Consider the following 23,067-nt stretch of genomic DNA (forward strand, 5'->3'; position numbering starts at 1 on the left):
TTCGCCTTTTAGGGCGTTTTTTGAAGAACAAATAAATTGTAAATAATAAAAATTAATATGTCTGTCCAAACTTTTAAACACGTTAGCTATCTCTGGGATGAGGCTAAAGCAGCGGAACTTGCAGGTGATGAAGTAGCTTTATTAATCTATCGTTCTAACCTATTAGGCGCGGATTTAAGGCTAACGAACTATGGCGGAGGTAATACTTCTTGCAAAGCTATTGCTAAAGATCCATTAACTGGCGAAGAAACGGAAGTAATGTGGATTAAGGGTTCTGGTGGTGATATCGGTACCTTGAAGCGTAGCGGATTAGCCGCTCTTTACGTCGATCGCTTACGTAGTTTAAAGAATATCTACCGCGGTATCGAGCACGAAGATGAGATGGTTGAATTATTCAATCACTGTATCTACGATTTAAATTCTAAAGCACCATCTATCGATACTCCATTGCATGGTTTCTTACCATTCAAGCATATCGACCATTTACACCCTGATGCAGCTATCGCTATTGCTGCTGCAAAAGACGGTAAAAAAATCACTCAGGAACTCTTTGGTGGTACTATCGGTTGGGTTGAGTGGCAAAAACCTGGTTTTGACCTGGGCTTGCAACTTCGCGAGTGCTTGGATCAAAATCCTGGTATCCGTGGTATCATGCTGGGTTCTCACGGCTTGTTCACCTGGGGAAATACAGCCTACGAAAGCTATGTAAATACCTTGGAGGTGATTGAGAAGTGTGCCGAATACCTGGAGCAAAACTATGGTAAAAAAGGACCTGTGTTCGGAGGTCAGAAAATTCAGAGTTTAGCACCGGAAGGCCGCAGGAAACAAGCGGCTGCAATCGCTCCCATCCTTCGTGGTTTCTGCTCAAGCGAAAGACACATGATTGGTCACTTTACTGATGATCCTCGTGTGCTTGAGTTTATCAACTCTAATGACCTTGACAGGTTAGCTCCTCTTGGAACAAGCTGTCCGGATCACTTCCTGCGCACTAAAATCAGCCCGCTTGTTTTAGATCTTGCGCCAGATGCAGATCTTTCAGATGTTGCCGGATTAAAAGAAAAGCTGGCTCCTGCTTTCGAAGCTTACCGTGCCATGTACACCGAGTACTACGAGACTTGTAAGCATCCTAACAGCCCTGCTATCCGCGATGCCAACCCTGTGATCATTTTGTATCCTGGTGTAGGTATGTTCTCTTTCTCGAAAGACAAACAGACTGCACGGGTAGCAGCAGAATTCTATACGAACGCTATCAACGTAATGAAAGGTGCTGAAGCTATTTCTGAATATACTTCATTACCTCGTCAGGAAGCTTTCAATATTGAGTACTGGTTGTTGGAAGAGGCGAAGCTTCAACGTATGCCGAAGCCGAAAGCACTATCTGGTAAGATCGCTTTGATCACCGGAAGTGCAGGCGGTATAGGTAAAGCAATCGCGAAGAAATTTGTGGAAGAAGGAGCAGTAGTGATCCTTAACGACATGAACGTAGAGCGTTTACAAGGTGCCGGCGAAGAGTTTAAAGGTAAATTCGGAAAAGATTCATATGCTACTGCCGTTTTAGATGTAACGAAAGCGGATCAAATTCAGGAAGCATTAGAAGTGGCGGCATTGGCATTTGGTGGTGTAGACATCGTCATCAACAACGCTGGTCTTTCTATTTCTAAAACTATTCAGGATCACACGGAGAAAGACTGGGATCTTCTATATGATGTATTAGTAAAAGGTCAGTTCTTCGTAACGCAGGCTGCAGTTGAAATCATGCGTAAGCAGGCAATTGGTGGCGACGTTATCAATATCGTAAGCAAAAACGCATTGGTTTCAGGACCAAACAACGCTGGTTACGGAAGTGCGAAGGCCGCTCAACTACACTTAAGCAGATTGAATGCTGCTGAGCTGGGTGCGGACAGAATTCGTGTAAACGTGGTAAACCCAGATGCAGTAATCAGCGACAGTAATATCTGGGCTGGTGGTTGGGCCGAAGGTCGTGCCAAAGCTTATGGAATTACGGTTGCAGAATTACCAGCGTACTACGCTAAGCGTACTTTGTTAGGTGAAATCATCTTACCTGATGATATTGCTAACGCTTGTTTCGCCTTTGTAGGAGGTCTTCTGCATAAATCAACCGGAAACGTATTAAACGTTGATGGTGGAGTTGCGATGGCTTTTGTAAGATAATAATTTGATGTCTGAGGTGTAAGAGTGGAAGAAATCTGCCCTTGCACTTCAGACTTCTCCTCAAAAAATATAACCAGTAAACACATGAAGATCGAGAGGTATCAGATTGATGAACACAACAGCAGTTTGGTTCAGAAACATGAAAGAAAATTAGAATACACTGCTCAGGAGATTTCAGAAACAGAGCAAATCATAGAGAAACTGATAAAGTTTCAAATCGCTATCCCGAGCTGGGCCCTGGGTACAGGCGGAACGCGTTTTGGAAGATTTTCAGGTGGAGGTGAGCCGCGTGGATTAGAGGAGAAGATTGAGGATATCGCTTTACTACATCAGTTGAACCAATCGAGCGGAGCCATATCGCTGCATATTCCCTGGGATATCCCCTCCAACCCTTCGGCGATTAAAGCCTTAGCAGCGCAAAACGGAATTCGTTTTGATGCAGTTAATTCAAATACATTCCAGGATCAGCCTAATCAGCAGCTTAGCTATAAGTTCGGGTCCTTACATCATGTAGATAAAGCTGTAAGAAAGCAAGCAATCGAGCACAATATTGAGGTGATCAGACATGGTGTGGAATTAGGATCAGATGCGCTGACAGTTTGGTTAGCGGATGGTTCCAGCTTTCCGGGTCAGCTAAATTTCCGCAAAGCGTTTAATAATACTTTAGAAAGCTTACAGGAGATTTACGCAGCATTACCTGAAAACTGGAAAGTGCTTGTAGAATATAAGCCGTTTGAGCCAAACTTCTACTCTACTACCATTGGCGACTGGGGACAATCACTTCTTTTGGCGAACAAATTAGGCCCTAAAGCTACTACCCTGGTTGACTTAGGTCACCACCTTCCAAATGCTAATATTGAGCAAATTGTTGCCTTGTTAATCAACGAAGGAAAATTAGGCGGTTTCCACTTCAATGATTCTAAATACTCAGACGACGATTTAACCGTAGGTAGCGTGAAGCCTTATCAGTTGTTCCTGATCTTTAACGAGTTGGTTGATGGTTTGGATGCAAAAGGAATTGACCACGCTACTGGTTTGGGTTGGATGATCGATGCTTCTCACAACGTCAAAGATCCTCTCGAAGACCTATTGCAGTCGGTAGAAGCGATTATGATTGCTTACGCTCAGGCATTATCTGTGGATCGCGTGGCATTAGAAGAAGCTCGCGACAACAATGATGTAGTAAAGGCGCAGGAAATTATACAAAACGCCTTCCGCACAGATGTAAGAGCATTGGTGGCAGAAGCAAGACGACGCTCTGGCGCGGCCATCAATCCTGTACAATTGTTCCGCGACCTGAAAGTTCGCGAGCAGCTGATTGGTGAAAGAGGATTAAAGACAGTAGCAACTGGATTATAAGAATCGACGTTCGCAGTGCAATTCAGAGGAAAGGTTTCTATGGCCGTCCCTCTGAATTCTACTCGGACATCAACAATACTAAAATGGGGAAGATACCGGTAATTGCAGTATTTGATATTGGGAAAACCAATAAAAAGCTATTCTTTTTCGACGAGAATTACAAGATAGTTGTTGAAAGAACAGCAAGGTTTGAAGAGACAACAGATGAAGACGGAGATCCTTGTGAAAATCTGGAGCTTCTTTCTGCCTGGGTGCAGGATAGCTTGCAGGAGATCACAAAGCTGGAGAAGTTCGATATAAAGGGGATCAACTTCTCAGCCTATGGAGCCAGTTTCGTGCACCTGGATGAGGAGGGCAAGCCGCTTACGCCTTTGTACAACTACTTGAAGCCTTTTTCAGAATCGCTGAAAGAGAAGTTTTACAGTGATTACGGAGGAGAGCTGGAAGTTTCTACACAGACCGCTTCTCCTGTTCTCGGGAACTTGAATTCGGGGATGCAGCTGTATCGTTTGAAATACGAGAAGCCGGAGGTTTTCAGGAAAATCAAGTACGCTCTTCATCTCCCTCAATATTTGAGCTTTCTGATTACCGGGAAAGCTTATTCAGATATCACCAGCATCGGTTGTCACACTAACCTTTGGGATTTTACCAAAAATGACTACCATGACTGGGTGAAGCAGGAGGGTATCGCCGAAAAGCTGGCGCCCGTTCATCCGTCGGATGCGGCGATTGAAACGGAGGTAGAAGGAGCCAGGCGTTTTGTTGGGATTGGTTTGCACGATAGTTCGGCAGCTTTAATCCCTTTCCTCACCAGTTTTCAGGAGCCTTTTACGTTGCTTTCTACAGGTACCTGGTGTGTTACCTTAAATCCGTTCAACGCCGAGCCACTAACTGAGTCGGAACTGAAAAGCGACTGCCTGTGTTATATCAGTTATAAAGGGCGCCCTGTAAAAGCCTCCAGACTCTTCGCGGGCAATGAACATGAACAACAGTCGAAGCGCATTGCTGAGCATTTTAAAAAGCCGCTGGACTTTTACAAAAAAGTAAAGTACAACCCGGTGATGACAGCAGGTCTGCAGGCAAGGAATGAGGTAGTAAAGCGTTCGCTTGATTCTGAGAGTCTCGCTACTTCCGCGTTTGCCGGCCGTGATCTTAGTCAGTTTGCGACCATTGAGGAAGCTTATCATCAATTGGTGATCGATTTGGTGGCTCTTCAGACGGAATCAACAAAACTTGTTTTGAATGATTCTGTTAAAAGAATTTTCGTGGATGGTGGTTTTAGTAATAACGTTATCTACATGCAATTGCTGGCTGCAGCGTTTCCTGGAAAAGAAGTTTTCGCAGCTTCAGTTGCTCAGGCAACTTCATTGGGGGCTGCATTGTCTATTCATAAATCGTGGAACCGGAATGCGCTTCCCACAAATATTATCGAACTAAAATTTTATTCAGCGTCACAGGAGTTAACAGTATGAAAGTCGGGTTGTTTATACCCTGTTATGTAGATCAATTTTATCCAAAAGCGGGAATCGCGACTTTGGAGCTTCTTGAAAAATTGGGTGTTCAAGTAGAATTTCCGCCAAAGCAAACCTGCTGTGGTCAGCCAATGGCTAATTCAGGTTTCTCTCATTTAACACATGATATCGACGAGCTTTTCGTGAAAAGCTTCGAAAAGTACGACTACGTTGTAGTGCCGTCCGGGAGCTGTGCACTGCATCTGAAAGAGCATCTTCATTCTACCAAAAATCCGGCAGCAGCTGAGAGGTTGCGGGCCAGGACCTATGAACTTGTTGAGTTTTTGACAGATGTACTGAAGGTTAGCAGCCTCAGAGCCCGCTTCCCTCATAAAGTTGGAGTTCACCAGAGCTGTCACGGTCTTCGCGGACTGAAGCTATCGCAAATGAGTGAGTTGGTAGCCCCTAAATTTTCAAAACCGGAGCAGTTGCTTAGTTATGTAGAAGGCATTGAATTGGTGGAATTAACACGGAAAGACGAATGTTGCGGCTTTGGAGGAACCTTTTGTGTTGCAGAGGAGGCGGTATCGGCCAAGATGGGAAAGGATCGGGTGTCTGATCATGTGCAGAATGGTGCAGAATATATTACGGGAGCAGATCTCTCGTGCTTAATGCACATGGAGGGAATCCTAAACAGGCAAAAAAGTAAGGTTAAAGTGCTTCATATAGCCGAAATTTTAAACTCTTTCGAGGGATAAAACAGGGAGTACAAGACTATGGGATCAAATGCAAAGACCGCTGGAACATTAGACCATGCGGACTTATCAGATATTTTCAACCGCGATGAGCCACGTGTAAACTGGCACGATGAAACCTTGTGGTTTGTCAGAACCAAGCGCGATAGGGCAGCTCACTCGCTGCCTGAATGGGAGCTTCTTAGAGAGACCGCCTCAGGGATTAAACACAATGTACTCTCTAATCTGCACAATTACCTGCAGCAATTTGAGGAGAAAGCCATCGCCAACGGAGTTCAGGTTCATTGGGCTGCCGACGCGAAAGAACACAATGAAATTGTGCTCTCTATCCTAAAAAAGCATAAGATTACGCAGATGGTTAAGAGTAAGTCGATGCTGACTGAGGAGTGCCATTTGAATGAGTATTTACAGCAAAACGGAGTAGGGGTAATTGATTCAGACCTTGGGGAGCGTATTGTTCAGCTTGCAGAGGAGCCGCCAAGTCATATCGTGCTTCCGTGTATTCATAAGAAAAAGGAAGAGATTGGAGATCTGTTTCATGTTCACCTTGGGACTGAAGCAGGCGAATCAAATCCCCAGGTACTAACGGAAGCAGCGCGGCAACATCTGCGTGATACCTTCCTAACCCGGAAAGTATCTTTAACAGGAGTGAATTTCGCAGTAGCAGAAACCGGGGAATTTGTAGTGTGCACCAACGAAGGCAATGCAGATATGGGATCACATTTAGCAGATGTTCATATCGCTTGTATGGGAATAGAGAAGATCATTCCTGAAAGAAAACACCTGAGTTTCTTTTTGCGCTTACTGGCTAGAAGTGCAACGGGGCAGCCTATTACGACTTACTCCAGCCACTTCAAAAAGCCTCGTCCGGGACAGGAGATGCACATTGTCTTAGTTGATAACGGCCGTACTACCCAGTTGGGACGCGAAGATTTTCGGAATTCATTGAAATGTATTCGCTGCGGCGCCTGCATGAACACATGTCCCGTTTACAGAAGAAGCGGAGGGCATAGCTATCATAATGCAATTGCAGGCCCTATCGGCTCTATCCTCGCTCCCAATCTCGACATGAAGAAATACGCGGATCTTCCGTTTGCTTCAACGTTATGCGGTTCCTGTTCGAATGTTTGTCCTGTCAAGATCGATATTCATGATCAGTTGTATAAGTGGCGTCAGGTGTTGGTGAAAGAGGGGCATGTTAGCCCCGTTAAGGCGGTGGGAATGAAAGCAATGGCTTTTACGTTCAGTATGCCCAGGTTCTTTGCCTTTGCCGGTAAAGCGGGTAGGTCGCTTATGCGTTTGTTCCCTTTTGCAGTGAACAACAAGCTCAATCCATGGTTCAAGGAGAGAGAAATGCCTGCTCCCCCTCAAGAATCGTTTAGAGAGTGGTATAGTAAGAATCGGAAATAGCGTTCCTGAGAAAACGCACGTAATTCATTTGATTAATAATTCTAAAGACGGGGGTATTTAACTCCTTTTAGTGTAGATGACAAGTCGCGATAAAATTCTAGCAGCTGTTAAGGCAAATCAACCGGATTTAAGACCATTACCAGAAGTGGTTATTCCGGTGTCACACGCCGATCTTATTCAAAAATATACGGAAGTTGCGTCCGGAATCGGGGCAAAGGTATACGAGGTGGAAAGCGTTAGTCAGATCAAATCAATTCTGGCTGATCATTTTGATATGTCAAAACGGAAGGTTACTACACTGGCCGACTTTGCGGATTTCGCAGAAACAGATATTTTACAGCTGGATCCACATGCTTTAGAAGACGTAGAGCTAGCGATACTAAAAGCAGAATTGGGCGTAGCAGAGAATAGTGCCCTTTGGGTAGCAGAACAGCACCTGGGGCAGCGCGTAGTTCCCTTTATTTGTCAGCATCTGGCCATCCTTGTTGAGCGGGAAAAAATCCTACCCACCATGCACCAGGCATACGAATACATCGGCGAGCGCGATTACGGCTATGCAGCTTTCATTGCCGGTCCCTCCAAAACGGCCGATATTGAGCAGTCCCTTGTGTTGGGCGCCCATGGCCCGCGCAGCTTGTCTGTGTTTATTGTATAGAAGCAGGACAGCACGGGTTGCGCCGGGCAATCTAAACCGCTAAGTTTACCTTAACCAATTTGTTACAGAAGTCGGATGCTCTCGACGTGAGAGTTTGAAATCTTGACGAGTGTAACACACCAATTATTATGAATGACCTGAAGAAACTTTCTGACGAGAATCTTTTGGAAATGCTTAAGGAAGGGCACGTTTCTGCCTTCGAAGAGCTCTATAATAGGTATTGGTCTAAGTTGTATGCAAGTGCTTATAAGCGTTTGAAAGAGAAGGAAGTTTGCGAAGAGATTGTTCAGGATTTTTTTACGAGCTTATGGCTAAAAAGGAGCACGTTAGTGGTTCATACGGGTTTTAGCAACTATGTCTACACAGCAGTCCGCTACCTCATCTTCAGCCATTTCCATAAAGAGGGAATTCGCAAATCCTACCAAGATACTCTACAGGTGGCAACTACTAAACATGACAATTCTACGGAAGAAACTGTCGCGTTCAACGAATTAAACCGACTTTTGCGGCAGGGCGTTGAGGTTTTGCCGGAGAAATGCCGGGCCGTCTACGAACTTAGTAGAAAGCAAAATAAAAACAACAAAGAGATTAGTCACCTGCTCGGTATCTCTGAAAAAACTGTTGAAAATCACATGACCAAGGCATTAAGGACTTTGAGGCTGAGCGTGAAGGATATAATGTCAGTTCTCCTGGTTTCCTCAATCGATCTTTTCTGATCATTATACCGCTTTAAATTTTTTTAATACTAATAGGGGTGAGAGCATTCTCGCCATACTATACTAATACCGATTACCGTATCAGCCTAAAATGGAACAAATTATACCTAAAGAATTGATTGAAAAGTATCTGCAGGGAAAATGTTCTCCGGAAGAAGAGCAGAAATTGCAATCGTGGTATAATTCGTTCGAAGATGAGCCGGATCCGATGGCACAACTTTCGGAAGAAGCGCAAAACCTACTGAAGGAACGAATGTTAATAGCTATAAAGGAAAGGGTAGTTAACGGCTCTGATTTTGAGTCGGTTATAATTAAGAAACTTATGGCGTATGCCGCAAGTATTGCTGCTATTTTACTCTTGGTATTGACGATGGTGAAATACGCGGGCATGCCCGTCAAACTTCCTGCAAAGCAAGCAAGTCAATCTCTTTTACGTATAGTATCAAATCATTCCGTAAAAATCAAAAAGCATGTGCTACCAGATGGAACTACGATCTGGCTTCAACCGGCGTCGTCGATATCCTATAATAAGCAATTTAGAGGAAGACTTAGGGAGATAAGCATGAAAGGAGATGCTTTCTTTGACGTCACAAGGAATCCTGAAAGGCCTTTTGTAGTTCATACAGAGGATATTGAGGTGAAGGTGCTAGGGACGAGTTTTAACGTTAAATCCCGAGAAGGCAGCGCGTCTTCGGAAGTTTCGGTGCTAACAGGAAAGGTAGCAGTAGCCAGGTTTGACGAGGTATCTCAAAGACGCGAAAGTGTGGTTCTGGTGCCAGCAGAAAAAGCTGTTTATACTGCAGAGGCGAAAGTAATTAAAAAGGAGAAGTTGGAGGACAGGAGCTTGGATATGTGGAAGAAAAGCAGTTTGACCTTCGACAATGTGCCTGTTTCAAGGGTATTGAATACAATAAGCGAACGTTTTAATATCAGCCTGGAGGTTGTGGATCCAACTATTCGAAGCTATAGCCTTAGGGCAGATTTTACAGACGTGAACCTCCCGTCGATCTTAGATATCCTTGGAAAGTCACTAGGATTGACCTATGAAGTGAAAGGGGATAAAATACTTTTATCAAGAAATGAAAAGTAAACGATACCAATATATTTTTTAACCTAAAAATGGAATATGATATAAAGTAAGAAGCAAAAACGATCTCAGAAAAAGAGCTAAGAAGTGTGGGGGCACTCCTTAACTCAAAACCACTAACTAAAGCCTGACTGCTTAGCGGAGGTTTTTATTGTCTCATTTTTAGCAAATAAAACAAATAAAAGTATGGATTTTTATTTACAACTCTCAATTGACTGGCGTTATATTATGAGAATTACTTTAAGTCAGCTGATAGTTCTCCTTGTATTAACAGGGATTTCGTATGCTGCACCAGGTAAAGCACAGGGAGTGCTTAACAATAAAGTAAGCGTGGATTACTCAAGTTCAAGCTTGCAAAATGTGTTGAAGGAATTAGAGAAGGCTGCTGACGTAAAGTTTGTCTACAGTAAAAATGTGGTAGATGTCACGCAGTCAGTTTCATTGAAGGCTGTAGAAACGAAGCTGGCGGATGTCCTAGACAATCTCCTCCTTAGCAGAGGTATCTCTTATGAGTTGGTAAATGACAAAATTATTCTAAGCAATAGCGGGTTGGATATAGCTAGAGCGGATCTGATTGTTACAGGGAGGGTCACGGACAGTAGAGGAGAGCCATTGCCTGGCGTAAGTGTTAAAGTTAAAGGAGGTTCTCAAGGCACAAGTACAGATGTAGAAGGTAACTATAGTATCCGGCTACTGGATGCGCAAAGCAATGCGACTCTCGTATTTTCCTACTTGGGATTCGTATCTCAGGAAGTGGCCATAAACGGACGGACTTCGATCAATGTTCGTCTTGCTGAGGATGTTCGTTCTCTTCAGGAAGTAGTAGTGGTGGGGTATGGAACGCAGAAAAAAAGTGATGTAACAGGTTCTTTAACAAGTATTTCTGCTGAGACGATTCAAGAACGACCGGTAACCAACGTACTTCAGGCAATGCAGGGGAAGGCGGCTGGTATCAATGTTAGTACTAACATGAAACCTGGCGAAACGCCAGCCATTCGGATTAGAGGAAGTCGATCGCTACGAGCCTCTAATGATCCTTTATATGTTGTAGACGGCATTCCGATCGTCTCTGCGTTAGGTGTTACTTCTTTTTCAATTAACGACATCAATCCTAACGATATCGCGTCTATTGAGATTTTAAAGGATGCCTCTGCCACAGCTATTTATGGTTCTCGTGGAGCAAACGGTGTGGTACTAATCTCAACGAAAAAGGGTTCGAAAGGCCGGGTTTCGGTTAATTACAATACCACTGTCTCGCTTGACTCTTACAAATCTTTAACCGACTGGATGGACGGAGGGCAATATATTGACAGATGGCGCGAAGGACTTATAAATGGACGGCAGTATAATACCAATATTCCCAATAATGCTGATTTGACAAAGCCTGCTGCAAGCTGGTATCCTGATCCGTTCCTGGATAATCAAAGAATGGGGCTGGCGCAGGATCTGGTTGCTCAACAGTCTGTTTGGAGTGGATATGAGTGGGAACAGTACGGAGTCACGCCGAAAATGAGACCAACAACAGCAGAAGAGCAAGCTATGGGCTGGCCAGCACAAGTTCCAATCTATAATTCTAGTAATATTCGCTCTTACGATTGGGCTAATGATGCTGTTAGGCAAGGCTTAACTCAAAATCACCAGCTATCACTGTCTTCCGGAACTGACATTTCCCGGATGTATTTGTCCTTCGGGTATAATAATCAAAAAGGAGTTCAAAGGGATCAAGATTTTAAAAGATACAATCTAAGTATCAATGGAGATATAACTGCCAATAAGTGGCTTACACTAGGTACTTCGATTATTGGTTCGTATTCAGATCAGGCTTATGGTATTTTTGGGCCAAATACGAGCAACACCGGATCGAAAGACCTGTATTCAAGAGCTCTAGAGCAATTCCCTTATGCTTTGCCGAGGGATGCAAATGGCGCATGGATCAGAAATGCTGGGGGGAATCTGAACTTGTGGAACCCCTTGATTGACATTGATCAGTCCAGGAATGACAGACGATCAGCTTCCGTTATGGCGAATATGTTCTCTGAGGTGAAATTCACACCTTGGTTGAAATATCGATTAAATTTTGGAGCGCAGTATCGAAGCTTTAGAACCGGCGCATGGACCGGTCCAGATGCAACAAACCATCTAACTAACAGGCCTAATACAGCCGGTCAGAACCGGGATGAAAATTTCTCCTGGGTGGCGGAGAACTTGTTGTATGTCGATAAGACATTTGGTAAAGATCATACAATTGGAGTAACCTTGCTGCAATCTGCACAAAAATCAAGCAGAGAAGGGATAGGAACAAACGTTTCAGGAACAACCATTCCTCTTAGCTTGTGGTATGATTTATCATCCAACACCGTGGGTCGACCAGATGGTTACGGAAGCAGCTATACAGAGAATACCCTGTTCTCTTATATGGGCCGTTTGAATTATACTTTGATGAACAAGTATCTGCTTACAGCCTCAGGTCGTTTTGATGGATCCTCTGTTCTTGCACCGGGACACAAATGGGACTTTTTCCCTTCCTTTGCCCTTGCATGGAAACTGAAAGAGGAAGAGTTTTTACAAGGAATTACCTGGATCAACGAACTTAAGCCGCGGCTTGGATACGGGGTAACAGGTAACTCTTCTGTTCCTCCTTATACTACTTCCGGGCCTTTAAGTAGGAACCCATATGTCATCGGAAACACTCCTGCTATCGGTTACTTGCCGCAAATGGTATCGAATCCTTTACTGGGCTGGGAGAAGACGGCTGCTTGGAATTTAGGACTTGACTTTTCGGTACTAAGGTCTCGCTTGTCTGGGTCGGTAGAGCTCTATGATGCTAGAACGTACGACTTATTGATGGAGCGTCCTCTTAACCCCGTTTCTGGTTATGTTGCAAAGTTCGAGAACGTGGGTAGAACCCGAAACCGGGGGATCGAGGTAACTCTTTCTTCCGTAAATATTGATAAGAAAGACTTCAGCTGGAGTACTGACTTTAATTTTACCAGAAATAAAGAGGAGGTCGTAGAGTTGTTGAATGGAAAAGAAGATATGATCGCTTCAAACCTCTTCATCGGTCATCCTCAGGGCTCTTTTTACTACTATAAATACGATAGGCTTTGGCAGAATACCCCCGAAGATTTGGCTGAAATGGCAAAGTTCAAAACAACAGGTAATCTGAATTACTATCCCGGCACCATAAAGCTGGTTGATCAAAATGGTGACTATAAGTTTGATGGCGCTGATCAAGTAGTGTTGGGCTCGACGGTTCCCAAGTGGACTGGCGGTTTGACAAACTCCTTTAGGTATAAAAACTTCGGTTTAAGTTCTTTCATCTACGCCCGGGTTGGACAGACTTATTTTGGAGGATATCCAAACTCTTACGGCGGAACGTTTCCTAATGGCCGGGTGGAAAATGACATGTGGTCGTGGTCTAATCCAAACGGAAGGTGGCCTATGCCACTGGTTGGTCCGCTTAATTCGTCTGATGCTCGTGCAATGCAGTATAATGACGGGTCTTTTGTTGCTGTAAGAAATATTTCGCTGACCTATGACTTGCCTGGTAAATTGCTGAGTAGATACTCTTTCAAAAATGTTCAGCTAAATGTTCAGGTCCTGAATCCTTTCTTATTTGGAGGGGAAGTAGTTAGTTATGGAATAAATCCAGACGACGAAACTAACTGGGATCGGATATCAAGTAACGGAAGTCCGTTAGGGGGAACCAACAACAACACTATTCTCCCACAAAGTATTGTGTTTGGATTACGTGCTGGATTATAGGTTAACTGATAAAAAATGAATGACATGAAGAATTATATAAAAATTATAGCTCTCATTATTGTAGGCAGCTTTGCTTCTTGTAAAGACTTTTTGGAGGAAAAGCAGATATCTAATTTGACACAGGCATACTATAATGACGAAAACGGGTTGAACTCTTTGATAAACGGATTGTATGTTTACGCTAGGGTTAAGCATGAATGGGATGGCAACGGGTCAAAACTGATTGAGCCAGAAACGGATTCCTATATGCACACCAATACCAATTTTGCACGAATTGGAGCAGCGGAATATGGGTCGGAGTTGACAGGAATAGCCGCAAACGTCAACAATTATATAGGAGCAGCAAATGCATCAAACGCTCCAATGGGTGCCTATCCTCATATCAATAACTGTAATATCGCCTTAGATATCATTGATAATATTCGACCTGGTCGTTTTGGTACAGATGAGACCTATCGCAAGAGTCGGCGTGCGGAAGTCTTGTTTCTAAGATCCTGGGCCTACTACCTTATCTCTAATCAGCTTGGCGACGTTCCTTTATTATTAACTCCAACAAGAGAGGATAATGGAGTTTATCACTATCCAAAAGCGCCCCTTTCGGCTATTTATAGACAAATAATTACGGATTTGAGGTACGCTTACGAGAACCTTCCTGTACCCGCAGCCGCAGATCGAGGTGGGCGTGCGAATAAATATGCTGCTGGCCATTTTCTTGCTAAAGTGTATTTAAATCGTGCCCAAGCTGCTACTTTTCAAAACAGTGCTGAAACTCATCTGAAGATGCTTTTTAAAGGAAATGTATCAACAGACTTAGACTCGGTAATTACTATTAGCACTGAGGTAATTAATGGAATGGGCGGCCCTTCTGGCTTGGCGCCTGATTACTGGACATTATTTGATCCAAAAGTATCAGAAACGAATCCTCACAAAGAGGTTTTGTGGTCGGCGCAGTTTGACGTAAATACAGCTCTTAATGGACGCTTCCAGAACAGATCAGTTAACTATCATACCGGCGATTATACCAACCAGACCGGTGTTACCCGGGCAATGGCCTATGGCCGACCATTTGGCACTTATAAGCCTACAGATTGGGGGTACGATAATTTCAGAGATAAGGTTAATGATTCAAGATACTACAAAACTTTCCAGTATGAGTATGTAAGTAATATGCCAAACAGCACGAGCACTTCGTATACCTGGAGCGCTGCTGCTGCGGCATGGTGGAATGCAAATAAACCAGCAGGAGAGCCAGCTGTTACTGCTGGAAGTAAGAGAATTCTCAATGGTACCAGAGCGCTCATTTATCTGGAAAATCAAAAGGAAGAGGCGCTGGATTCTGCTATGGTAATGAGCATGCCTTTCCAGTTCATGGTTCGCTGGATTCGATCTGCCACTACTGGCCGCTACTACTACCGCCTGTTCATTGACCAATCTCCAATGGGCCTAGCAACTAGCCGGGTAGCCCCTTACTTGTCATCAAAGAAATATATAGATCCACTTCGTGGCGGTAGTTCAGATGAGGCAAATTTCAACAGTGAGAGTGGCACTCGCGACGTAATTCTAATGCGTCTGGCCGAAACTTATCTGGTTCGAGCGGAAGCATACGGACGGAAGGGACAATATTCTCAAGCCATTGCAGACATCAATGTCCTTCGGCAAAGAGCCGCGTATAAGCCTGGGGAAAATCGGCCGAATGTGCTGGTTCAGTGGGAGCCGCAGGCTTCAACTTTAGCACCACAAGAACGAACCGCTCCATTTGCCGCCACAGCAAGCTCCTACAGCAAGATTCAGGTAAGTGAAAATCATTTTACTCCTGGAACTCCTGAGGCGAACGGCGAGGGCTATATTCCAACCGTCACCAGCAAACAAGACATGTTTATTCACTTCATTTATAACGAAAAGGCTAGAGAATTCTTGTCCGAAGGTTTGCAATGGGAAGATTTGCATAATGCAGGAATATTATACGAGCGCGTAGTATATTTAAATCAAATGGCCTCGGATAAGACTGGTCTTTGGCCTGTCGCCTTTAACACAGTTAATGGGAACGGACAAAATGGAAACGGGAAAGGACAGTATCAAAAATACCACACCTTCCGTCCTTGGCCGAACGCTTATCTCGTTCAATTAACCGATGAGACTGGAAAGCCCTTGGACGTGGCCGCCAGGGACGCGTACCAGAATCCGGGTTATTAAAAAGCTTTAGGTTAGGGCTGAAAAAATCAGCCCTAACTTTTTGTAAAAAAGTGCAATAAAAATCTAAATCTCCATGGTTGCTATACTGGTAACAAAAAGGACCGGTCCTTAAAAAAAATCGCACTTACTTTTTCTTTTCTCATCTAACTTTTAATAAAAAGCTCCTTTTCCTTTTCTTTTTCTTTAGTGTTGTTAGCACACTATCCCTTTTAATCCCGCAAAAGGCAGGATACCACAGGTTGCATTGCAATTTACTTCGAAGTAGTTTAGTATTCGATAACCAATTAACCTAGCGCTTGAGGAAGGCGGTAGGACATTTTAACCGATTAACTAGACTATATGAGGAAAGCTTTACATTTACTACTTCTGGAACGTCCACACTATTTAGCAATAGCATCTGTTCCATCTTTCCAAACCAAACGTAGATAGCTAGCCGCCCTTCCAACAGGTTCGTATTTAATAACAATAATTTATATATGAAGAGATCGATACAAAGTTTATTGTACTTTTTATCCGCTGTTCTTTTGCTTTCTGCTTGCAGTAAAAAGGACGAAATTTTTGATAGACCGCCAGGATTAGCTGATCCGATATATCAACAGCTTCAAAGTCGGGGTAACTTTACTAATTTTCTCGCACTGGTTGATAAGGCAGGGTACAAGGAAATTTTGAGTACTGGTGGATACTGGACTATGTTTGCCCCAACGGACGATGCTTTTACGAAGTTTTTTCAGGAGAGCAACATATCCGGAGTAGCCGATATCCCTGATTCTACGGCCGCGAAGATTGTGAAGTATTCTTTAGTTTATAATGCAAATCGCAGAGCCCAGTTGCCGAACTATCAGTCGCCCGCAGGAGTCTTGCCTAATATGGCCTATAAGCGCGAAACCGCTTACTATGATTGGGTAAAGTCGAACGGGAAAAGAAAGTATATAGCGGCTAACCGTAACGGAATTACGCCAGTAGCCAACGATAACAACAACAAGCATATTCCTTACTTTACTGACGAATATTTTACTGCTAAAAACCTAAATGGCGCAACAGAGTATAACTACTTTTTCCCTAACACTACTTTCACAGGCTTTAATGTCATTGATGCCAAAGTGTTGGAGCAGGATATCGTTGCGGAAAACGGAATAATTCACACGGTTGATAAAGTGCTATTGCCTCTTCCCAGCTTAGAAAGTTATCTGGCATCAAAGCCCGAATACAGCAAGTTTAGGGAGTTGTTTGAGAAGCACATGGTACGGTACGTATACAGCGCTGACATTACGAGGAGAAATCAGGTGTTAACAGGCTCTGCTGACTCAGTGTTCTATAAAATGTATTCGGGTGTTGCTTTTGCAATCAATAATGAAAACTATGCAGTTGGAAACACTGATTCTCAGATAGAAGGATTTACCATAGCCATACCTACTAATAATGTCGTTGATGCTTACGTCGCGGAGATACTAAAGCACTACGGTACTTTTGAAGCCGCTCCTCCTTCTGTTATTTCCAGTTTTTTGAACGCACACATGTGGGGATCCACCATCTGGAAAGGTCGTCTTAACAATGCATTAAACGTTCAACAAGAGCCACCCACTTTCTCAGCGACTAATATTGTTGATAAAAAGGTGGTTAGTAATGGTATTTTTTATGGAATAGATAAGGTTCAGGATGCTAACGTCTTCAGATCCGTTTATGGAAAGGCTTTTCTTAATCCTAACTATACGCTCATGACCCGGGGCTTGGACGCTGAACTTCGTTTCTCTATTCTGAACCCAACCTCAAATTACACGCTAGTTATGATGTCAAACCAAAATCTAAATAAAGAGGGGTATGACTTCAACACGGACAGAAATCAATGGTCTTTTACCCGCCCGGGCGGAACGGCAACCATTGACGAAAGCTCGAGGAATAGGTTTATGCGATTGTTGCAAAATTCCGTGTTCCTAACGCCGAACGGAGAAATGAACAATCTTGGCGGCTTCGGTATGGTGGAGGCCTGGAATGGTGAGTATGTGAAATTTAAAGACAATAAGCTGTGGGCTAGCGGAAATGAGGAAATTAATAAGGCCGTAAATGTTACTTCTCAGGAAACTGCACACAATGGAAAGGTGTACTACACCGACGGTATATTGACTTTCAGCGAGAAGACAATAGGGCACCACCTGGATTCTCTTGCCAGGATAGATCCAAATACTTATGGGCACTTCTTTAGCTACTTAAAAAACCACCGTACAATGTGGATACCAGCAGTAGCGCCAGCCACAGGTGGATCCATCCTAGGTGCTAACACTGGGGCTTTTCATACAATCTTTGTTCCTACGAATGCTGCCATTGTTAACGCAGTGAAGGCAGGTATACTTCCGGGCAATACGTCTACGGGACAACCAAATTTTACACCAGCCAACGCTTCTGCTGACTCGGAAAAAATAGAGCGGTTCATTCAGTATCACATTATCAACAAAAATACTGTGGTTCCGGACGGTAAGAAGTTTGGTGCCTTCGAAACGCTGCTTAAAAATGGAAGCGGGGATCCCGTTTTCATAACCGTCAATAATGGAATAAATAGCATGGAGTTAGTTGGAGCAGTTGATCCAGCAACTAACCGGGCCAATCTAAATGCTGATATCAATAAGAGTAATGTGTTATCAAATAAGACTGTTATTCATTCGATTGATAAGGTTCTAAAATTTTAGTCATTCACAATAGCGAAATATGAAAATAATAGGTTCAAAAATCCTATCATGCTTAGTAGGCCTTATGATACTGTTTACGACAGGATGGGCGCAGACGACAGCAGAACGAATTACAGTTAGAGGAAAGGTAACAGATCGCGGTGATAAGCAGCCCATTATTGGCGCATCTGTTGTAGAATTGGATAAAGATGGACGGACAGTAGCGGGGGTATCAACTGATATTGACGGAAACTTTGCTCTACGTGTTTCTAACCCTAATAACAGTATTGCTGTTTCTTTTATAGGTTACAAAACTTTTAGACAGGCAATAGGGGGAAGAACAACCCTCAACATTCAATTGGCTCCGAGTGCAAATGAACTTACGGAGGTAGCAATTACTGCGAGGCGGCCGGTTAACAATGGAACCGGGCTTAATATTGATGCAAGAAATTCTACAGTAGCCACAGCAACTGTACAGGCGAAGGATTTGGAGGAGTTAGGCGCTCAGTCAATTGACCAGGCTCTACAGGGCCGTCTGCCCGGTGTAGACTTTGGAACTTCTTCCGGAGATCCTGGAGCAGGTATGTCTATCCGTATTCGTGGTACTGCTTCCATCAACGGCTCGTCAGATCCCTTGATCGTCCTCGATGGAATGCCTTACGAAACTCAAATACCGGAAGACTTCAACTTTGGAACTGCTGACGAGCAGGGGTATGCCCAGTTATTGAACATCGCCCCAACAGATATCAGAGACATCACCGTGTTGAAGGACGCTGCATCAACTGCAGTTTGGGGAGCCAGAGCAGCAAATGGTGTTTTAATTATCAATACAAAGCGTGGGGCGATAGGCAAACCTCAGGTGACCTATAATTTCAAAGGATCCTTGTCTCGCCAACCAAATGCCATCCCGATGCTTTCGGGCAACCAGTTTTCCATGCTAGTTCCAGAGATGTATGCTAATAGAGACGGACTTCCATTGAACATCCAACAGAATAAGGAGTTTCAATACGATCCAAACGATCCGTACTGGTATCATAACTATAGCAATAACACTGACTGGATTGATCAAATCACCAGGATCGGACACATGCAGGATCACAACGTGTCAATGACTGGGGGGGGTGAAAAAGCCAGATATTATGCTTCTGTCGGTTATGTAAACCAACTAGGAACTACGATTGGAACCGATCTGAGTCGTATTTCCTCCAAAATTAACCTTGACTATAACGTATCAAGTCGAATTCGCTTCAGAACGGATATCTCTTATACCCACGTTAACAACACGCTGAACTACACAGACAAAATTCGGGAAGTCGCGTATAATAAGATGCCAAATATGGCAGTATACGAGTATGATGAGTATGGAAATCAGACCCCAAACTATTTCTCCCCCCTACAGAACATTCAAGGGAGATTCGGCTTTGATGACAAAGACAAAGTAACGGGTACATTTAACCCGTTGGCAATGGCCAGGGAAGGAAGCAGTAGGCTAATTGGTGAACGGATTGTACCGCATTTCTTCTTACAGTATGATATTTTACCTAGCTGGATTACATCCACTTTTGATCTTCAATTCGATATCAACAATACTAAGTCGAAAACTTTTCTACCCCAGGTAGCTACCGGAAGATTAACTACCGAGCCGTTTGTTAACAGGGCAACCGACAGCGATGGAGACGCCTTTACGGTTAGTAGCAAATTAAATTTTGTTTTCACTCCCAGACTATCTGAAAAACACACGTTGTCTTCGTTGCTCTCTATTCAGACAAACGATAACAAGAATTACGGTCAGTTTGCACGGTCTTCTAACACCGCTTCGTCCTTCTTACAAGACCCTTCAATCCCCTCTCGTCTAACTAATCCTGAGTCACGGCTTACTTCAACTGTATTCCAGAGACGGGAAATTGGGGTGCTTGTGAACGGACAATACGGATACTTGGATCGCTATCTCATAAATGCGGGTCTGCGGTTAGACGGAAACTCGAGATTCGGACCTGCTAACAGATACGGACTTTTCCCTTCAATATCTACCCGTTGGAGGATTTCAGGCGAGCCCTTCATGAGGCGGTTCGAAAACTTCCTCGATGATTTAAGTTTGCGAGCAAGTTATGGACATGCAGGAAAGGCTCCCGGGAAAGATTACTTGTTCTATAATTTGTATCAGAACTACGACTTCAATTATCTGGGTATGTCCGGCGTTTTCCCTTCTAACATGGAACTTACAAATCTGCGTTGGGAGACACTCGTTGGAAAAAACCTGGGTTTGAACTTGTGGATGTTTAAGAACCGCGTTAAACTGGATGCGGAGGTTTATAAAAATAGCACCAGGGACTTGCTGTATGATGATCTGCAAATATCCTCTTTCACCGGGTTTGACAAGGTGACAATGAACGTTGGTACGATTGACAACCAAGGGTGGGAGGTATCATTGAATACCATCCCTGTTAAGACTCGTAACCTCACAGTCGGATTCGATCTGAATATTGCCAGAAACATCAACGTAGTTCGTTCTGTTTCCGAGTTCTATCCCAAAGAAAACGCCGCCCGTATCAATGAAAATGGGAAATACAAAACTTACCTACAGATAGGTAATCCGTTTGGGTCCTATTATGGCTTCAAATTTAAAGGCGTGTACAAGGACCAGGATGCTACTATCGCCCGTGACAAAAACGGAAACCAAATCATCGGTCCAAACAATCAGATTGTGTATATGCGATTTAACTACCCCTTGACGGATTATACGTTCCAGCCGGGAGATGCGATGTATGAGGATATTAACAACGATGGAAATATCAACTACATGGATATGGTATACCTGGGTAACGGTATTCCGAAGTTTACAGGCGGATTTGGTCCGACCTTTACTTACAAGGGTAATTGGAAGTTGAACATGTTCTTTAGTTACCGATATGATTATGACCTCGTGAACGCAACGAGGATGAAGACTACTAATATGTGGGACTTCAATAATCAAAGCACGGAGGTTCTAAGCAGGTGGAGAAATCCAGGAGATGAAACAATCATCCCAAGGGCATTATATCGGTCTGGTTTCAACTGGTTGGGATCTGACAGATATGTGGAAGATGCGTCTTTCGTCCGCCTTAGATCTGTGACTCTGAGGTATAATTTCACCAAGCAGCTTCTCAGTAAGCTAAAAGTGAAGAGCTCCAGCTTCTACGTGACGGCAGAAAACCTCTATACCTGGACAAATTATACAGGGCAGGATCCTGACGTATCAATTAGAGGAAACAACGATCCTTTTAAATATCCGGAAGACAATTCCTTAACCCCTCCGGGGAGAACTATTTTGATGGGTGTTACTGTTGGATTTTAATAGAACTTAAATATGCTTAAGAAATTTATACATACAATTCTGCTGACAAGTACTCTTCTTTTAGGTACCTCGTGTAACAAGTGGTTGGAGTTGGCACCTCAGGACGGTATCATCAGACAGGAGTTCTGGAAAACGAAAGAGGATATTCAATCTGCGGTTGTCGGAATCTACTCTTCCATGCTAACAGATCCTCTTGTTAATAATCTATTTATTTGGGGTGAGCTTCGTGCTGATATGGTTGCACCCGGCTTCATCATACAGTTCAACGAGTCTAACTTGATGACTAACGAGATTTTATCAAGTAACCCATTAACAAGCTGGAGACCTATTTATAAGACGATTAACTACTGTAACACAGTAATTGAATTTGCACCTCAGGTAGAGGACCCAACATTAACTACTGAGCAGCGCAATGCCTACCTGGCAGAAGCGCATGCAGTTCGGGGTCTGATGTATTTTTACCTGCTTCGGATTTGGGGGGAAGTACCTCTGAAGCTCACACCTACTTCTAGTGATGCCACTCTCGAGCAACTTCCCAAAAACACAAAAGAAGAAGTCTATAATCAAATTATAGCCGATCTTACTTTCGCGGAAGCGAATGCAGTGTCTACTTACGAGCCTAACAATCCTTTCTCGAAGCAGGACAAGGGGCGCATTACAAAATATACTGTAAATGCGATTCAAGCCGACGTTTACCTCTGGAATGAGAAGTATGAGGACTGTTTGACAGCGTGCAACAAAATTATTGCATCAGGTAAATACCGTTTAGTTCCTGGTACTACTCAGGCTAGTTGGTTTGGAGACCTTTATTTGGAGGGAAATTCCGAGGAAGGGATTTTTGAATTGCAATTTGATAATCAGAAGCTTAATAGCTTCTTCCCACTCTTTATTGATGCCAACAGAAGATTTATTGCAGCAGATAAAGTGTTGAATGATATGTATACGATTGATTTTGGTGATGCAAACAACAAAGACATTCGGGGAGACATGGGTTCTGTAAGAGCATCAGACGGTGCTATTTGGAAGTATGTCGGCTGGACTGGCGATGATGCAAGAACGCTCAATCAGTCCTACGCCCACTGGATTGTGTACCGATACGCAGATATTTTATTGATGAAGGCTGAAGCACTTGCATGGACAAATAGGGGCCAGGAGGCGCTGGATATCGTTAACACGATCAGAACCAGAGCACATGCGCTGGTAACGTCTTCTCAGGATCCTGATCCAACATCTGCTCTCGACGTATCAAATTATATCCTTGCAGAACGGGCAAGAGAATTTGCATTTGAAGGTAAACGCTGGTTCGATATTCTTAGACATGCTAAGCGGGAGAACTATAAGAACTTAAGCATTTTACTTGATATGGTTGTTGAGTCTGCCCCTGCTGACAGGCAACAAACTATCCTCAACAAGTTCCGGGATTTCAATAGTCACTATCTGCCGATTAATGACTATGAGTTGAACACTGATAAGAATTTAGTTCAGAATCCTTTCTACATAAAATAAAATC

The 23,067-nt window shown here is 43.6% G+C and carries 13 protein-coding genes; all 13 read left to right on the forward strand.

Going from position 1 to position 23,067, the window contains the following annotated elements; all coding sequences use genetic code 11:
- The first annotated feature begins 57 nt into the window (after window positions 1-57).
- On the forward strand, window positions 58-2,172 hold the full coding sequence (locus J4N23_RS10195) for a bifunctional aldolase/short-chain dehydrogenase (RefSeq protein ID WP_207426972.1): 2,115 nt from the start codon (window positions 58-60) through the stop codon (window positions 2,170-2,172).
- An 84-nt stretch (window positions 2,173-2,256) separates the two neighbouring features.
- On the forward strand, window positions 2,257-3,531 hold the full coding sequence (locus tag J4N23_RS10200) for a TIM barrel protein (protein ID WP_207426974.1): 1,275 nt from the start codon (window positions 2,257-2,259) through the stop codon (window positions 3,529-3,531).
- Between the two features lie 83 nt (window positions 3,532-3,614).
- Window positions 3,615-5,003, forward strand: a complete 1,389-nt coding sequence (locus J4N23_RS10205; protein ID WP_207426975.1) for an FGGY-family carbohydrate kinase — start codon at window positions 3,615-3,617, stop codon at window positions 5,001-5,003.
- Window positions 5,000-5,740: a (Fe-S)-binding protein gene (locus tag J4N23_RS10210; protein ID WP_207426976.1), complete on the forward strand. Its 741-nt coding sequence runs from the start codon at window positions 5,000-5,002 to the stop codon at window positions 5,738-5,740. Before J4N23_RS10205 ends, J4N23_RS10210 begins: the two co-directional genes overlap by 4 nt.
- Window positions 5,741-5,758: 18 nt before the next feature.
- Window positions 5,759-7,147, forward strand: a complete 1,389-nt coding sequence (locus J4N23_RS10215; RefSeq protein WP_207426977.1) for a lactate utilization protein B — start codon at window positions 5,759-5,761, stop codon at window positions 7,145-7,147.
- A gap of 76 nt (window positions 7,148-7,223) precedes the next feature.
- Window positions 7,224-7,802: an LUD domain-containing protein gene (locus J4N23_RS10220; RefSeq protein WP_207426979.1), complete on the forward strand. Its 579-nt coding sequence runs from the start codon at window positions 7,224-7,226 to the stop codon at window positions 7,800-7,802.
- A 128-nt stretch (window positions 7,803-7,930) separates the two neighbouring features.
- Window positions 7,931-8,518: an RNA polymerase sigma-70 factor gene (locus J4N23_RS10225; RefSeq protein ID WP_207426983.1), complete on the forward strand. Its 588-nt coding sequence runs from the start codon at window positions 7,931-7,933 to the stop codon at window positions 8,516-8,518.
- Between the two features lie 91 nt (window positions 8,519-8,609).
- On the forward strand, window positions 8,610-9,608 hold the full coding sequence (locus tag J4N23_RS10230) for a FecR family protein (protein WP_207426984.1): 999 nt from the start codon (window positions 8,610-8,612) through the stop codon (window positions 9,606-9,608).
- A 183-nt stretch (window positions 9,609-9,791) separates the two neighbouring features.
- Window positions 9,792-13,370: a TonB-dependent receptor gene (locus tag J4N23_RS10235; protein ID WP_207426985.1), complete on the forward strand. Its 3,579-nt coding sequence runs from the start codon at window positions 9,792-9,794 to the stop codon at window positions 13,368-13,370.
- A gap of 24 nt (window positions 13,371-13,394) precedes the next feature.
- Window positions 13,395-15,563, forward strand: coding sequence for a RagB/SusD family nutrient uptake outer membrane protein (locus tag J4N23_RS10240; protein WP_207426988.1), 2,169 nt, complete (start codon window positions 13,395-13,397; stop codon window positions 15,561-15,563).
- Between the two features lie 476 nt (window positions 15,564-16,039).
- Window positions 16,040-18,244, forward strand: a complete 2,205-nt coding sequence (locus tag J4N23_RS10245) for a fasciclin domain-containing protein (protein ID WP_207426991.1) — start codon at window positions 16,040-16,042, stop codon at window positions 18,242-18,244.
- A 64-nt stretch (window positions 18,245-18,308) separates the two neighbouring features.
- Complete coding sequence (locus tag J4N23_RS10250; RefSeq protein WP_242689173.1) at window positions 18,309-21,557, forward strand: SusC/RagA family TonB-linked outer membrane protein; 3,249 nt, start codon at window positions 18,309-18,311, stop codon at window positions 21,555-21,557.
- Between the two features lie 12 nt (window positions 21,558-21,569).
- Entirely contained in the window at window positions 21,570-23,063 is a 1,494-nt protein-coding gene (locus tag J4N23_RS10255) for a RagB/SusD family nutrient uptake outer membrane protein (protein WP_207426995.1), read from the forward strand.
- Window positions 23,064-23,067: the final 4 nt, after the last annotated feature.

Origin of the sequence: Pedobacter sp. SYSU D00535 (assembly GCF_017355855.1) — a bacterium.
Classification (GTDB): Bacteria; Bacteroidota; Bacteroidia; order Sphingobacteriales; family Sphingobacteriaceae; genus Desertivirga.

What these genes read in the sequence shown, in the direction of transcription:
- J4N23_RS10255 (WP_207426995.1), top strand. Translation starts at nt 21,570, where the DNA reads ATGCTTAAGAAATTTATACATACAATTCTGCTGACAAGTACTCTTCTT.
- J4N23_RS10225 (WP_207426983.1), top strand. Translation starts at nt 7,931, where the DNA reads ATGAATGACCTGAAGAAACTTTCTGACGAGAATCTTTTGGAAATGCTT.
- J4N23_RS10200 (WP_207426974.1), top strand. Translation starts at nt 2,257, where the DNA reads ATGAAGATCGAGAGGTATCAGATTGATGAACACAACAGCAGTTTGGTT.
- J4N23_RS10235 (WP_207426985.1), top strand. Translation starts at nt 9,792, where the DNA reads ATGGATTTTTATTTACAACTCTCAATTGACTGGCGTTATATTATGAGA.
- J4N23_RS10215 (WP_207426977.1), top strand. Translation starts at nt 5,759, where the DNA reads ATGGGATCAAATGCAAAGACCGCTGGAACATTAGACCATGCGGACTTA.
- J4N23_RS10245 (WP_207426991.1), top strand. Translation starts at nt 16,040, where the DNA reads ATGAAGAGATCGATACAAAGTTTATTGTACTTTTTATCCGCTGTTCTT.
- J4N23_RS10230 (WP_207426984.1), top strand. Translation starts at nt 8,610, where the DNA reads ATGGAACAAATTATACCTAAAGAATTGATTGAAAAGTATCTGCAGGGA.
- J4N23_RS10250 (WP_242689173.1), top strand. Translation starts at nt 18,309, where the DNA reads ATGATACTGTTTACGACAGGATGGGCGCAGACGACAGCAGAACGAATT.
- J4N23_RS10240 (WP_207426988.1), top strand. Translation starts at nt 13,395, where the DNA reads ATGAAGAATTATATAAAAATTATAGCTCTCATTATTGTAGGCAGCTTT.
- J4N23_RS10210 (WP_207426976.1), top strand. Translation starts at nt 5,000, where the DNA reads ATGAAAGTCGGGTTGTTTATACCCTGTTATGTAGATCAATTTTATCCA.
- J4N23_RS10195 (WP_207426972.1), top strand. Translation starts at nt 58, where the DNA reads ATGTCTGTCCAAACTTTTAAACACGTTAGCTATCTCTGGGATGAGGCT.
- J4N23_RS10220 (WP_207426979.1), top strand. Translation starts at nt 7,224, where the DNA reads ATGACAAGTCGCGATAAAATTCTAGCAGCTGTTAAGGCAAATCAACCG.
- J4N23_RS10205 (WP_207426975.1), top strand. Translation starts at nt 3,615, where the DNA reads ATGGGGAAGATACCGGTAATTGCAGTATTTGATATTGGGAAAACCAAT.